This window comes from Burkholderia sp. BCC1638 (assembly GCF_902833195.1).
GTDB classification, from domain to species: domain Bacteria; phylum Pseudomonadota; class Gammaproteobacteria; order Burkholderiales; family Burkholderiaceae; genus Burkholderia; species Burkholderia diffusa.
Genome location: NZ_CADFEC010000021.1, coordinates 45,215 through 57,972, shown reverse-complemented (window position 1 = coordinate 57,972; position 12,758 = coordinate 45,215). Strand labels below are relative to the sequence as shown.

General features: G+C 69.2%; 14 protein-coding genes. 7 read left to right on the top strand and 7 right to left on the bottom strand.

Annotated features, from left to right (window positions below; translation table 11 throughout):
* Positions 1 to 3 precede the first annotated feature (3 nt).
* The 3 genes from mdcA to madL form a co-directional block, all read right to left on the bottom strand.
* Entirely contained in the window at positions 4 to 1,650 is a 1,647-nt protein-coding gene (mdcA, locus tag HWX22_RS22510; RefSeq protein WP_059691157.1) for a malonate decarboxylase subunit alpha, read from the bottom strand.
* Positions 1,651 to 1,804: 154 nt separating this feature from the next.
* Entirely contained in the window at positions 1,805 to 2,572 is a 768-nt protein-coding gene (gene madM, locus HWX22_RS22505; protein WP_059523510.1) for a malonate transporter subunit MadM, read from the bottom strand.
* 11 nt (positions 2,573 to 2,583) lie between these two features.
* Positions 2,584 to 2,979 (bottom strand): malonate transporter subunit MadL, encoded by a 396-nt coding sequence (madL, locus tag HWX22_RS22500; RefSeq protein WP_059449382.1) that lies wholly within the window; start codon positions 2,977 to 2,979, stop codon positions 2,584 to 2,586.
* 333 nt (positions 2,980 to 3,312) lie between these two features.
* On the opposite strand from madL, the gene HWX22_RS22495 reads away from it, so the two are divergent.
* On the top strand, positions 3,313 to 4,161 hold the full coding sequence (locus tag HWX22_RS22495) for a LysR substrate-binding domain-containing protein (RefSeq protein WP_175916425.1): 849 nt from the start codon (positions 3,313 to 3,315) through the stop codon (positions 4,159 to 4,161).
* A 176-nt stretch (positions 4,162 to 4,337) separates the two neighbouring features.
* Positions 4,338 to 4,616: a DUF4148 domain-containing protein gene (locus HWX22_RS22490; RefSeq protein ID WP_059523512.1), complete on the top strand. Its 279-nt coding sequence runs from the start codon at positions 4,338 to 4,340 to the stop codon at positions 4,614 to 4,616.
* 39 nt (positions 4,617 to 4,655) lie between these two features.
* On the opposite strand, the gene HWX22_RS22485 is transcribed toward HWX22_RS22490, so the two are convergent.
* Entirely contained in the window at positions 4,656 to 5,573 is a 918-nt protein-coding gene (locus HWX22_RS22485; RefSeq protein ID WP_175909591.1) for a 3-hydroxyacyl-CoA dehydrogenase NAD-binding domain-containing protein, read from the bottom strand.
* A gap of 251 nt (positions 5,574 to 5,824) precedes the next feature.
* Between HWX22_RS22485 and HWX22_RS22480 the strand changes: the two genes are divergently transcribed.
* Positions 5,825 to 6,265 (top strand): Hsp20/alpha crystallin family protein, encoded by a 441-nt coding sequence (locus HWX22_RS22480; protein WP_175916424.1) that lies wholly within the window; start codon positions 5,825 to 5,827, stop codon positions 6,263 to 6,265.
* A gap of 16 nt (positions 6,266 to 6,281) precedes the next feature.
* Complete coding sequence (locus tag HWX22_RS22475; RefSeq protein WP_175909595.1) at positions 6,282 to 6,692, top strand: Hsp20/alpha crystallin family protein; 411 nt, start codon at positions 6,282 to 6,284, stop codon at positions 6,690 to 6,692.
* Between the two features lie 108 nt (positions 6,693 to 6,800).
* Here HWX22_RS22475 and HWX22_RS22470 read toward each other — a convergent pair whose 3' ends face one another.
* Together HWX22_RS22470 and HWX22_RS22465 are read right to left on the bottom strand one after the other, a co-directional pair.
* On the bottom strand, positions 6,801 to 7,103 hold the full coding sequence (locus HWX22_RS22470) for a zf-TFIIB domain-containing protein (protein ID WP_059523520.1): 303 nt from the start codon (positions 7,101 to 7,103) through the stop codon (positions 6,801 to 6,803).
* Between the two features lie 60 nt (positions 7,104 to 7,163).
* Complete coding sequence (locus HWX22_RS22465) at positions 7,164 to 7,919, bottom strand: TerC family protein (protein ID WP_059523522.1); 756 nt, start codon at positions 7,917 to 7,919, stop codon at positions 7,164 to 7,166.
* 109 nt (positions 7,920 to 8,028) lie between these two features.
* Here HWX22_RS22465 and HWX22_RS22460 point away from each other — a divergent pair, with 109 nt between their 5' ends.
* The gene (locus tag HWX22_RS22460) at positions 8,029 to 8,922 is read left to right on the top strand and encodes a LysR family transcriptional regulator (protein ID WP_175916423.1); all 894 of its coding nucleotides are present in this window, start codon (positions 8,029 to 8,031) and stop codon (positions 8,920 to 8,922) included.
* Between the two features lie 129 nt (positions 8,923 to 9,051).
* Entirely contained in the window at positions 9,052 to 10,179 is a 1,128-nt protein-coding gene (locus HWX22_RS22455; RefSeq protein ID WP_175916422.1) for a DUF2242 domain-containing protein, read from the top strand.
* Between the two features lie 273 nt (positions 10,180 to 10,452).
* Here the strand turns inward: HWX22_RS22455 and HWX22_RS22450 are convergent, their stop codons facing one another.
* Positions 10,453 to 11,373 carry a pyridoxal-phosphate dependent enzyme gene (locus HWX22_RS22450; protein WP_175916421.1) on the bottom strand — a complete coding sequence of 307 codons (921 nt, stop codon included), beginning with the start codon at positions 11,371 to 11,373 and terminating at the stop codon, positions 10,453 to 10,455.
* Between the two features lie 172 nt (positions 11,374 to 11,545).
* Here HWX22_RS22450 and HWX22_RS22445 point away from each other — a divergent pair, with 172 nt between their 5' ends.
* Complete coding sequence (locus HWX22_RS22445; RefSeq protein WP_175916420.1) at positions 11,546 to 12,457, top strand: LysR family transcriptional regulator; 912 nt, start codon at positions 11,546 to 11,548, stop codon at positions 12,455 to 12,457.
* The last annotated feature ends 301 nt before the right edge of the window (positions 12,458 to 12,758 follow it).

Sequence of the window (12,758 nt, the reverse complement as noted above, 5' to 3'; positions counted from 1 at the left end):
TCCTCACCAGTTGCGGAACCGGGCCGGCGGCGCATACAGACCGCCCGACCAGTGCACGAGATCCTTGATCGAGCGCGCGGCGAGCCAGCGGCGGTCGGCGTCGAGCGGATCGATGCCGAGATCCTCCGGGCGGCGGATCACGCCGCGCTCGCGCAGCCGCTCGACCATCCTGCGGTCGCGGCCGCGACCGACTTCCGTATAGCCGGCCACGCCGCGGATCGCGTGCTCGCGTTCGTCCTTGTCGCGGCACATCAGCAGGTTCGCGATCCCTTCCTCGGTGACGATGTGCGTGACGTCGTCGCCGTAGACCATGATCGGCGCGAGGTCGAGCTGCAGCTTGTCGGCGAGCTTCAGCGCATCGAGCTTCTCGACGAACATCGGCACGTTCTTGTCGCCGAAGGTCTCGCCGATCTGCACGACCAGCTTGCGGCCGCGCCTGAGCGCCGCCGGCGTGTCCGGGTCGGCTTCCGCGCCGGCCTTCAGCCACGGCTCGCTCGGGTGACGCCGGCCGCGCGCGTCGCTGCCCATGTTCGGCGCGCCGCCGAAACCGGCGATGCGCTCGGCGGTGACCGTCGACGAATGGCCGGACAGGTCGATCTGCAGCGTCGAGCCGATGAACATGTCGCACGCGTAAAGGCCGGCGGTCTGACAGAACGCGCGGTTCGAGCGAAGCGACCCGTCGGGGCCCGTGAACCACACGTCGGAGCGCGCGCGGATGTAGTCGTCCATCCCGACTTCGGAGCCGAAGCAGTGGATCTGCTCGACCCAGCCCGATTCGATCGCGGGAATCAGCGTCGGGTGCGGATTGAGCGCCCAGTGCGTGCAGACCTTGCCCTTCAGCCCGAGCTTCGCGCCGTAGGTCGGCAGCAGCAGCTCGATCGCGGCCGTGTTGAAGCCGATCCCGTGATTCAGGCGCTTGATCCCGTACGGTTCGTAGATGCCCTTGATCGCGAGCATCGCGGTCAGGATCTGGGTCTCGGTGATCGCGGCCGGGTCGCGCGTGAACAACGGCTCGACGTAGAACGGTCGGCCGGCCTCGACGACGAAATGCACGCGGTCGCCCGGGATGTCGACGCGCGGCACCTTGTCGACGATGCGGTCGACCTGCGCGATCACGATGCCGTCCTTGAACGCGGTGGCCTCGACGACGGTCGGCGTGTCTTCCGTGTTCGGGCCGGTATACAGATTGCCGTCGGCATCCGCGCTGACCGCCGCGATCAGCGCAACCTGCGGCGTGAGATCGATGAAGTAGCGCGCGAACAGTTCGAGATACGTGTGCACCGCGCCGAGCGCGATCTTGCCGCCGAACAGCAGCTTCGCGATCCGCTGCGACTGCGGGCCCGAATACGCGAAGTCGAGGCGCTTCGCGATCCCGCGCTCGAACACGTCGAGATGCTCCGGCAGCACGACACCCGACTGCACCATGTGCAGGTCATGGATCTTCGCGCTGTCGACGTCGGCGAGCGCCGTCGCGAGCAGGTCGGCCTGCTTCTGGTTGTCGCCTTCGAGGCACACGCGATCGCCGGGCCGCAGCACCGCTTCGAGCAACGCGACGGTGTCGCGCGCATCGACCCGCTTGCCGCGCGCGAAGGCCGCGCCGGCCGCGAGGCGTGCATCGCGCGCCTGCCGCGCGTGATTCCATCCCGTCATGAACAGTTCTCCCGCTTCGATGGTTCAGCGGCATTCTAAGCCTGGCGCCGCCGCCGATTGATGATGTTGACGAATCCGACTCAGAGGACACCGCGATGGATGCGGGCCGCCGCGGAACTGCGCGCGCCGGCCGCATGCGACGCGCCATGCGCGGTCACGCGCCGACCAGCGCGCGCGTCGTGAAGAACAGCACCGACGGCCCGAGCAGGCAGCCGACGCCGGTATGGAACGTCGCGACCAGCGCGCCATACGGCACGAGCCGGCGATCGGTCGCGGCGAGGCCCGCGCTCACGCCGCTCACCGTGCCGGCGAGGCCGCCGAAGATCATCGCGGAGCGCGGCGTCTTCAGACCCATGAAGCCGGCCGCGACCGGCGTGCCGATCATCACGATGATCGCCTTCACGAGGCCCGTCGCGATGCTGAGCGCGATCACGTCGGAACTCGCGCCGATCGCGGCGCCGGTGACGGGCCCGACGATATAGGTGACGGCGCCCGCGCCGATGGTCGTCATGCTGACCGCATCGGTGTAGCCGAACGCGCGCGCGATGCACGCGCCGACGATGAACGGCAGCACCGTGCCGAGCAGCAGCGACACGACGCCGACGAGGCCGGCCTTGCGCGCCTCGGTCGGCTGCACTTCGAACGCGGTCGCGACGATCGCGAAATCGCGCAGCATCGCGCCGCCCATCAGGCCGATGCCCGCGAACAGCGGCACGTCGGCGATTCCCTTCTCGCCCCCGGTGAACGCACCGCCGACATACGCGAGCGCAAGACCGATCACGATCGCGATCGCGGAACCGTGCACGCGGCCGAAGGTAAGCTTGCGCGACGCGATCGACGACAGCCACATGATCAGGCCGACCAGCGCGAAGGACGCGACGAGCCCGTTGTGGGCGACGGTTTTTTCGAGCATCTGCAGCATGGCGGCCTCCGTCACTGTTGTTCGAATTGCGGCACGCCCGCGAAGGCCGTGTCGTCGCGCCCCGTGCGCACGAGTACCGCGATGCAGCACGCGCAGATCGCGACCGCGCCGATGGCGGCGAGCAGCGCGACCGGCCCGCCCTTCAGCGCGGCGACCACGTTCTGGTTCGCGGCCATCGCGACGACGACGGGGATGTACATCGCGCCCCAGAAACCGACGCCCGCCTCGGTTTCCTTCGGCAGCCAGCCGCGCCGGTGCAGCCACAGGCGCAGGCAGATCAGCAGCAGCATCGCGATACCGACGCCGCCGACGTTGGTCTTCACGCCGATCGCGGCGCCCAGCAGGTCGCCGAGGAACAGTCCGGCCAGATGGCAGAACGCCAGCAGCGCGGTTCCGTAGATGATCATGAGTCGTCTCCAGTCTCTTCGTGACGGGCGCCTGACGCGTGCGGAAGCCAGGCCCGCACGCCGATCCCGGGCGCGGACGGTCTGTCTCCCGCGGCGGTGCGCCGCGGCCCGGCGGCTCGTCGTGCGAGCGCGTTCTCGGGCGGTCGATGGGATGATGCGGTTTCGGGCCGGACGCCGGATGGCTTAGACTGACCGATGCAGCCGACGGCACGACACGGGCAACGCGTCCGGTGCGCCCCGTTTGCATGGGCCGCACCGGGGCGTGATCCGATACTAGCGCCGCATGATCCGGCCATTTATGAAATTGTCGAAACCGATTCAGTGGATTTAGCAATGCGTCCATTACCGCCCGAGCTGCTGCGCAGCTTCGTCGCCGTCGCCCAGTCCGGCAGTTTCACCGCCGCGTCCGAGCGCGTGAGCCTGTCGCAGTCGACCGTCAGCCAGCACATCCGCCGCCTCGAGGAGCTGCTCGACCGGCCGCTGTTCGAACGCGACACGCGCAACGTGCATCTGTCGCAGCACGGCGACGCGCTGTTCCGCTACGCGGTGCGCATCCTCGAACTGATGGACGAGGCCGTCACGTCGGTGTGCGGGCCGCCGCTGTCGGGCAAGGTGCGGCTCGCGATGTCGGAGGATTTCGCGTCCGCGCACCTGACGGCCGCGCTCGCGAGCTTCGTGCAGCGCAATCCGGAAGTCGAGCTTGCGATCTCGACGGGGTTGTCGGGCGACCTGTTCGACGCGCTCGACGAAGGCCGCCACGATCTGGTGTTCGCGAAGCGTGTCGCGGGCAGCCGGCGCGGCCGCGTGATCCGCAGCGAACCGCTGTACTGGTGCACCGGCCCCGATTCGCGGATCACCGGCCACGAGGCCGTGCTGCCGCTCGCGATGCATCCGGAGCCGAGCGTATCGCGCCGCCGCGTGCTCGAGTCGCTCGAGGCGGTCGGCCGCCCGTACCGGATCACCGTCGTGAGCAGCAGCATCGCGGTGCTGCGCGCGGCCGCGAGCGCGGGGCTCGGCGTCAGCGCGTTTGCGGGCTACGTGATTCCGGCCGGGCTCGCGCGGCTCGACGCGGGGCTCCCCGAACTCGGCGAACTCGAATACGTGATCGACCGGCCGGCGGCCGCATCGCGCTCGACGCTCGCGCTCGAGGCGACGCTGATCGCGGCGGCGGCCGAGCTGTAGCGATCGTCTTCGCCGTGACGCCGACGCCGCCCCGCCGCGGCGTGAGCGCGCAACTGACAATCTTGCCCGGAACGCGTCAGCGTCCGCGCAGCACTCGCTCGCGACAATGGGACCCATCGGAACGCACGGCAATGTGCCGCGCATCCGCTATCCCGTCCCCTTGATCGGAGCACACCATGAACGTCTTGCGATTCGCCGTCGCGACCGCCGCAGCCGCACTGCTGTCCCCCGCCTTTGCGCAAACCGATGCCGCTGCCCCCGCGCAGGGCCTGACGCGCGCGGAAGTCGTCGCGCAGCTGAAGCAGGCGTACCTCGACGGCGAACTGCCGACCAACGACGGCAACTATCCGCCGAATGCCGCGACGCGCGCACGCAATCGCGAACTGGTGCAGGCCGCGCAGCCCGCGTGGCTCGCGCAGACGCCGCGGGCACCGCAAACGGCCGTCCAGCAATAGCCGCTCACGGCACGACCGGAACGCCGCGCGGCAACGCGCTCAGGGCAGGAAGCTGCGGCGCCGCGCGTCGATCAGCTCGACGAGCAGCCGATCGCGCTCGGCCGCCAGTTCCTGCATCGAACGTTCGCCCTGGATCGCGCGCAGTTCGTCGTTCAGCTTGCGATCGACGGCCGGATCGAACGACGGCGTGCCGAGGTCGTCCCACCACGTGGTGATCGGCCCCGCCAGGTGTTGGAGGAAGTGCGCGATCCCGCCCGCGCCGCCGCCGAGGTGATAGGTCAGGCACTGCCCCATCAGCCCCCACCGCAAGCCCGGCCCCCATGCGACCGCCTTGTCCGCGTCGGCGACGCTCACCACGCCTTCGCCGACGAGGTGATACACCTCGCGAAACAGCGCGGCCGCGAGCCGGTTCGCGACGTGGCCGGTCATTTCCTTGTTGAGCACGATCGTCTGCTTGCCGAGCGCGTCGTAGAAATCCTTCACGCGCGCGATCACGTTCCGGTCGGTCGCGTCGCCGCCGACCAGCTCGACGAGCGGAATCAGGTGCGGCGGGTTGAACGGATGCGCGATCAGGCAGCGTTCCGGGTGCTTGTCGCAGGCGGTCTGGATCTCGGACATCTTCAGGCCCGACGAACTCGACGCAATCGGCACGCGCGCGGGCAGCACGTCGTCCATCTGCCGGTACAGCGCGCGCTTCAGGTCGAGCCGCTCGGGGCCGTTTTCCTGCACGAAATCGACGTCGTCGAGCGCGCGCACGAGATCCGCATCGAACGACAGCCGCGCGGAAAGTTCGGCGGCCCGGTCACCGAGGAATGCGGCGAGCGCGTCGCGCAGACGCGCGTCGGCCTGCGGTGCGGGATCGGTCGCGACGACGTCGAAGCCCTTCGACAGATAGAAAGCCGCCCAGCTCGCGCCGATCACGCCGGCCCCGACGATCGCGATGCGTTGAATGTCCATGTCCGTCCCGTCTCCGTGGTCTGTGGATAGCGCGACGATTGTCGCATCGATTCACGTCACGACGCGTTGATGCCGGTTGCACTTCCTCTCTTGAAAACCGCCGCGGCGGCCTCTAATTACCGGTTGCCAGGCGGTGCCCGTCACACGCACTGCCCCCGTTTCGACTCGGCGGAAAGCCGCGCATCGCACTCGCACTCGCCATCGGCGTCGCGTCGGCGCGTTTTTCGCGTTTCCTGTTCCGGAGGACCTTCATGAGCGGTATCCATCACGGCCACGACCTGTTCGATGAATTCGCCCGCGTGCAGCGGCAGATGGCGAGCCTGTTCGGCGAGCTTCCGACCGGCATCCGCGCGGTGCGGCCGAGCGCGTTTCCCGCGCTGAACGTCGGTGCGACCGACGACGCGATCGAGATCGTCGCGTTCGCCCCCGGCATGGCCGCGGCCGATTTCGACGTCTCGATCGACAGGGATCTGATGACGATCAGCGGCGAGCGCAAGCCCGTGCCGCAAGACGCCGGCGACGACGTGCGCACCTATGCGCAGGAGCGCTTTCACGGTGCGTTCCGCCGGGTGGTCGAGCTGCCGCAGAACGCGGACGCGGACAACGTCAGCGCCCGCTACGAAAACGGCTGCCTGCTGATTCGCGTCGGCCGGCGCGAGGCATCGAAGCCACGTGCGATCAACGTTCAGTAACCTTCAGGAGAACGACATGAATATGAGCCAGATCCTGACGGAACGCCAGGCCGGCGCCGTCCACGCGCCCGCCGCCGAGGCCGCACGCCGGCCCGCGATCACGCCGGCCGTCGACATCGTCGAAGACCAACGGCGCGTCACGCTGCGCGCCGACCTGCCGGGCGTGCCGCGCGAGAATCTCGACGTGAAGGTGCACGACAACACGCTGACGATCGAAGCCGACACGCGCATCGACACGCCAGCCGACCTGCGCGTGCGGCATGCCGAAGTCCGCGCGCCGCGCTTCGCGCGCACGTTCGTGCTGAGCCCCGATCTCGACACGTCGCGAATCGATGCGAGCCTGCGCGACGGCGTGCTCACGTTGACGATTCCGCGTCGCGAGGAGACACGCCCGCGCCGCATCGACGTGACGGCCGGCAACGCGTAAGCGCTGGCGCGTGCCGATCGCGCGACTCGCATGACAAAGCCCCGCCGGGCATGACACCCGGCGGGGCTTTGTTTCATCGTGCGGCGCGGTGCACGCCCGCCGTCACGCTCAATCGAAATCGAACAGGTCGAACACCGATTTCTTGCGACGCTGGCCGTCGTGGCGATAGCGGTCGTCGTGCGAGCGGCCGTCGCGCCCCCAGCCGTCGTCGCGCCCGCGCGGCGCCTGCGCATCGTGCCGCACCGGCGGCTCGTCGCGGCGCGGCGGCGCATCGCCGGTTTCGCGTGCGATCAGCTTGTCGAGCTCGCCGCGATCGAGCCACACGCCGCGGCACGTCGGACAGTAATCGATCTCGATCGACTGGCGCTCGGCCATCAGCAGGTCGGGCGTCTTGCAGACCGGACATTTCATCGCGCTTCTCCCTTCGTTGAGCATTCCGAACCAAGGGCGGGCCCTCGCCCGCCCGCTTTCTCAGTGACCTTCGACCCGCGCCGCGCGCTTCGCCTTCGCACGCCGCGCCAGCATGTTCATGCCTTCGACGAACGCCGAGAACGCCATCGCCGCGTAGATATAGCCCTTCGGCACGTGCGAACCGAAGCCTTCCGCGATCAGCGTCATGCCGATCACGACGAGGAACGACAGCGCGAGCATCACGATCGTCGGGTTGCGGTCGATGAAACGTGCGAGCGGCTGCGCGGCGAACAACATCACGCTCACCGCGACGATCACCGCGACGAACATGATCGGGACATGCTCGGTCATGCCGATCGCGGTCACGATGCTGTCGATCGAGAACACGATGTCGAGCATCACGATCTGGCCGATCGCGGCCCATACCGTCAGGCCGGCCGCGCCGCCGGACGCACCCGCGCCGTCGCCGTCGTGCGACACGTGGTGATGGATCTCGGTGGTCGCCTTCCATACGAGGAACAGGCCGCCCGACAGCAGGATCATGTCGCGCCACGAGAACGCGTGATCGAACAGCGTGAATACGGGCTCGGTGAGACTCGCGATCCACGCGACGCTGCCGAGCAACGCGAGGCGCATCACGAGCGCGAGCGCGATGCCCAGGCGCTGCGTGCGGGCGCGCTGCGCTTCGGGCAGCTTGTTGCTGAGGATCGAGATGAAGATCAGGTTGTCGATGCCGAGCACGACTTCCATCACGACGAGCGTCAGGAGCGCGGCCCAGACGGCGGGGTCGGCGGCAAGCGTCAGCAGGTAGTCCATGAAAAGGGCCGATTCGAATGTGGAAAGCCCGATGATAGGCCACCCCACGACTTCGAAAAAATCAGAGAGAATCTGATCTTTGGTTCGGTTTTTCCGAAATATCGATCCGATGCTGAATTTTCGCCATCTGTACTATTTCTGGGTCGTCGTGAAGGAAGGCGGTTTCGCGCGCGCCGCGGAGCGGCTCGACATGGCCGTGCAGACGATCAGCGCGCAGGTCCGCGAACTGGAAAAGGCGCTCGGCCACCAGTTGCTGCGCCCGGTCGGGCGCAGCGTCGCGATGACCGATGCGGGCCAGGCCGCGTATGCGCGCGCCGAGGTCATCTTCGAGATGGGCCGGCTGATTCCCGACGAGGTGCGCGCGGCGGCCAGCCAGCCGACCGTGCGGCTCGCGGTCGGCCTGGCCGACGGGATCTCGAAGCTCGCCGCGCATGCGATCCTCGCGCCGGTGCTCGACACGCCCACGCTGCGGCTGCTGTGCCACGAGGGCGAGCACGACGCGCTGCTCGCGGAACTGGCGCTGCATCACCTCGACCTCGTGCTGGCCGGCCAGGGCGCGCCGTCGGGGTCGAATCTACGCGTGACGAGCGAGCGGCTCGTCGCGTCGCCGGTCGACTGGTACGGGCCCGCGGCGCTCGTCACGACGGCCGCGCGGCAGCGCTTTCCGCAGTGCCTCGCCGAGTTGCCGGTGCTGCTGCCGACCGCCCACTCGGCGCTGCGCGCACGCCTCGACCTGTGGCTGGAACGGGAACGGATCGTGCCGCGCGTGGCCGGGGAATTCGAGGACAGCGCGCTGATGGCCGTGTTCGCGGCGCGGGGCCTCGGCGTATTTCCGCTCAGCGAACTCGGCGCGAACGATGCATCGCTGCTGCGTGGGCTGCGCCGACTCGGCCGGGCGGGCGACGTGACCGAGGAAATCCATGCGATCCGCTCGCGGCGCGGCGAACACCACCCGCTGGCATCGCGACTGCTCGCCGCCGCGCGGCCTGCGCCGGCCGCCTGAAGCGAGCGCGACATCAAACGAAACTATAATGACGCCCCGGCCATACGAGATTGCCACGCGCATCGCACCGGCCCCGCCGCTGCGCCCGCAGCCCCGCGCGGCATCTCGCCGAGCCTTTTGAAAGACGCCATGCACAACCGATTTCGCCTGTTTTCCGTTTCGTGCGCGCTCGCGGCCGCGACCGTGCTGGCGGCGTGCTCGTCGCCGCCCAAGCCGATTTACCAGCAGGAGCAGTTCGACGCGACGAGCAGCCCGTATGCGCACACGTTCCGCTCGAAATCCGACGCGGCCTGCGAGGCCGCGCGGCGCGCGCTGCTGAGCCAGGGCTACGTGGTGTCGTCGTCGCGCAACGATGCGGTCGACGGCAGCAAGAATTTCCAGCCGAGCAACGACATGCACGTCGTGATCGAGTTTCACGTCGTGTGCGCGGACGCGAATGCCGACGGCTCGTCGAGCATCGCGTACGTGAACGCGGTGCAGGACCGCTACACGCTGAAGAAGTCGAATACGTCGGCGAGCGTCGGGCTCAGCGTGTTCGGCTCGCTGTCGCTGCCGATCGGGTCGAGCGACGACGCGCTCGTGAAGACCGCCAGCGAGACGATTCCCGCCGGCGTGTTCTACGAGCGCTTCTTCAATCTCGTCGAGCATTTCCTGAAGATTGATCCGGCCCGCCGCGACCGCGCGACCGTGAAGGCGGCCGAGAAGGAACCCGTCACGCCGCTGCCCGAACCCGCGCCGACGCCGCAGGGCGAGCCGATGAAGATGACGACGCCGGTCGTGCCGACGCCGCCCGCCGCGCCGGTGCCGCTGTCGGGGCCGGGCGTCGCGCCGGCTTCGGGCGCGTCGGCCGTGCCTGCTGCGCCTGCCGCGGCATCGGCCGTGGTCGCGCCGGGGGCGATGCGGGGTGGCGTGCCGGCATCGGTCGCGGCACCTGCGTCGGCGTCGGCCGCAGTCCCGCCTTCCTCCTCGGCATCGGCTGCGGCACCTGCGTCGGCGGCCGTGCCTGCTTCGACGTCGGCTTCGGCACCCGCCTCCGTGCGGACGCCCGCGTCTGCTTCGGCATCGCCCGCATCGGCACCTGCCGCTGTCATGCGGGCTGCATCAACGTCGGCATCGGCCGTGCCCGCATCGGCAGCCTCCGCACCTGCCTCCGCGAACGCTGCTCCGGCATCGGCGGACAAGACGCCCGCGCCCGCTGCCGCCGATCCCGTTGCGTCGTCCGCACCGACCGGTGCCAGCGCACCGTCCGCGAACTGACCGCGAGACCATCTCTCCGCGTCGTGCGCCCGTCGCGCGCGGCGCGCCATGTGCGCCCCTCCCCGTCGTCCCACTTGATCGTCGTACACCCGAAGGCCGGTTGCGCATGCGCGCCGTGACGCGACCGGCGATCGAGCGCAGCCCGTCGCGACGAACCACACGAATCCCGATTCCGCCGACGCCCGCGACCATTCCCGCCGCGCGATCACTCCGTCGTTACGTCTTCGCCCCCGCAGCGCCGCCCGGCCGCGCCGCGGCACGCGCACTGGCGCGCTACCGCAACGTCGCGTTCAGCGCCTGCAACTGCTCGACCGTCGCCGTCACGCCGCCGCACACGATCACCGCGATTTCCGACGCAGAAGCAAGCGCCGGCACCGACTGTTCGAGCGCGGCCAGCGCGGCGCCGCACGCCGGCTCGACGACGATCCGGTGCTCGTCCACGAACCGCAGCGACGCAGCCACCGCCTGCGCATCCGACACGACGACCGGATGGATCGCATGCCGCTTCGCCCATTCGACCGCCGCGTCGCACGGCCGCTTCGCGCCGAGCGAGGTTGCGATGCTCGTGATCGCCGGCAATTCGACCGGACGACCTTGCGCGACCGAGCGCGCATAGCTGTCCGCGCCTTCCGTCCCGACCGCGACGACCGGCACGTCGTGCCAGCCGTTGCGTGCGAGCCCCTCGAGGACGCCGCACAGTAGCCCGCCGCCGCCGACCGCGAGCACGACCGCGTCGGGTTTCGGGCCGGCCGCCGCCATCTCGTCGATCATCGTCGCGTGCCCCCGCCACAGCACGGGGTCGTCGAACGGATGCACGAACGCGTCCTGCGCGTCGACGGCCGACAGCGCGTACGCGTTCGCCTCGGCCCAGCTCGCGCCGTGTACGACCACCTCCGCGCCCTCCGCGCGGATCAGCGCCCGCGCGCGAGCCGATGCGGTTTCCGGCACGGCGACGAGCACCGGCACGCCGAGCTCGCGACCGCAATACGCGACCGCGATGCCCGCATTGCCGCCCGACGACGACACGAACCGGCGCGCGCCGGCCGCATGCCGCGCTTCGCACACCGCGCCGATGCCGCGCAATTTGAACGAACCGGACGGCTGCAGCGCGTCGAGCTTCAATCGAATGTTCTTGCCGAGACGGCGCGACGCGATTTGCGAGCGGACATAGGGGGTCGGGATATGAAGCGGCATGGTGCGGGACACGGTCGGGACAAAGGGAACGCACGCGGCCCGTGAACAGGCCCGGCAACGTCGATCATCGTACGGCACGCCCGCCATGCTTTTCCAATACCATCGGATGGTGCTTGCCATGCTTGGCAGGCATATCCGCCAAATCAAGTCCGACAACCGGAGTCGACACCGCATGCGCCAGATCGAACTGCGTCACCTGCGTTACTTCGTGGCCGTCGCGCAAGCCGGCAGCGTGATGGCCGGCGCCCGCGCGGCCGGCATCGTCCAGCCCGCGCTGTCGCGGCAGATCCGCGAGCTCGAGGATGCGATCGGCACGCCGCTGCTGATCCGCCGCACGACGGGCGTCACGCTGACGGCGGCCGGCGCAAGTTTCCTGCAGGATGCGACGGGCCTGCTCGCGACGTTGCAGGACAGCCGCGAACGCGCATTGCGTAGCGCATCCGGCCAGCGCGGCGAGCTGCGCCTCGGCGCGCTGCCGAACTGCCTGCCGCTGCCGGTCGTCGCGAACGTGCTGAAGGCGTTTCGCGACGCGTGTCCGGACGTGAAGTTGTCGATCGCGCCGATGCTGTCCGCCGAACAGGCGGCAGCGCTGATGCGCGGCCAGCTCGACGGCGGCATCATGGCGTGGCGCCGAGACGAAGCGCCGCATCTGTCGGGCGTGCGGCTGCTGAGCGACCGCTTCGTGCTCGCGATGCCCGCGCCGCCCGGCGGCCGCTTCCGCGCGCCGCGCACGCTTGCCGACGTCGCGCACGAGCCGTTCGTCTGGTTCGACGCGCGGCGCTCCGCCGCGCATCACCGCTTCCTGATGGCGCAGTGCGAACGGGCCGGCTTCACGCCGCGCATCGCGCAGGTGGGCAGCGACATCCCGACGCTGATCGGTCTCGTGGCGGCCGGCATGGGCTGCGCGTTCGTGCCGGAAAGCGCGTCGCCGACATGCCCGCGCACGGTTCGGCTCGTCGCGCTCGACGAACTCGCGAGCCGCTTCGATATCGAGTTCGTATTCGACGGTGCGGCGGTGCCGACGTCTCCCGTCGTCGCGCGGTTTCTCGAAGCGGTGCGCGACGCGGCCGGCCAAGCGGAATGATCGATCGACGGCACGCGCGAGCCGCGCGCCGACGGTGGATTCAGTCGGCTTCGTCGTCATCGCGCACTAAACATTGGCTCGGACAAACGAAAAATCTTTCAGATCGATGACGGACGACGCCGTCACGTCGGAATTTTTAAATTGGCACCAAAAGAGGCCCTTTAACGTCATTTCGAAATGTTATGCCCCGAAATATACTGCGCCCGCATCCAACCCTCGTGCCAAAGAGAGGATGCTTTTCGCCCCGGTCACGGTCCCCCTGTGACCGGGGCTTTTTTCGTCGGCGAGCCGCGCCGGTGAA

Excerpts from the sequence above, each read along its gene's own strand:
- mdcA (WP_059691157.1), bottom strand. The coding sequence starts at position 1,650 with ATGACGGGATGGAATCACGCGCGGCAGGCGCGCGATGCACGCCTCGCG.
- madM (WP_059523510.1), bottom strand. The coding sequence starts at position 2,572 with ATGCTGCAGATGCTCGAAAAAACCGTCGCCCACAACGGGCTCGTCGCG.
- madL (WP_059449382.1), bottom strand. The coding sequence starts at position 2,979 with ATGATCATCTACGGAACCGCGCTGCTGGCGTTCTGCCATCTGGCCGGA.
- HWX22_RS22495 (WP_175916425.1), top strand. The coding sequence starts at position 3,313 with ATGCGTCCATTACCGCCCGAGCTGCTGCGCAGCTTCGTCGCCGTCGCC.
- HWX22_RS22490 (WP_059523512.1), top strand. The coding sequence starts at position 4,338 with ATGAACGTCTTGCGATTCGCCGTCGCGACCGCCGCAGCCGCACTGCTG.
- HWX22_RS22485 (WP_175909591.1), bottom strand. The coding sequence starts at position 5,573 with ATGGACATTCAACGCATCGCGATCGTCGGGGCCGGCGTGATCGGCGCG.
- HWX22_RS22480 (WP_175916424.1), top strand. The coding sequence starts at position 5,825 with ATGAGCGGTATCCATCACGGCCACGACCTGTTCGATGAATTCGCCCGC.
- HWX22_RS22475 (WP_175909595.1), top strand. The coding sequence starts at position 6,282 with ATGAATATGAGCCAGATCCTGACGGAACGCCAGGCCGGCGCCGTCCAC.
- HWX22_RS22470 (WP_059523520.1), bottom strand. The coding sequence starts at position 7,103 with ATGAAATGTCCGGTCTGCAAGACGCCCGACCTGCTGATGGCCGAGCGC.
- HWX22_RS22465 (WP_059523522.1), bottom strand. The coding sequence starts at position 7,919 with ATGGACTACCTGCTGACGCTTGCCGCCGACCCCGCCGTCTGGGCCGCG.
- HWX22_RS22460 (WP_175916423.1), top strand. The coding sequence starts at position 8,029 with ATGCTGAATTTTCGCCATCTGTACTATTTCTGGGTCGTCGTGAAGGAA.
- HWX22_RS22455 (WP_175916422.1), top strand. The coding sequence starts at position 9,052 with ATGCACAACCGATTTCGCCTGTTTTCCGTTTCGTGCGCGCTCGCGGCC.
- HWX22_RS22450 (WP_175916421.1), bottom strand. The coding sequence starts at position 11,373 with ATGCCGCTTCATATCCCGACCCCCTATGTCCGCTCGCAAATCGCGTCG.
- HWX22_RS22445 (WP_175916420.1), top strand. The coding sequence starts at position 11,546 with ATGCGCCAGATCGAACTGCGTCACCTGCGTTACTTCGTGGCCGTCGCG.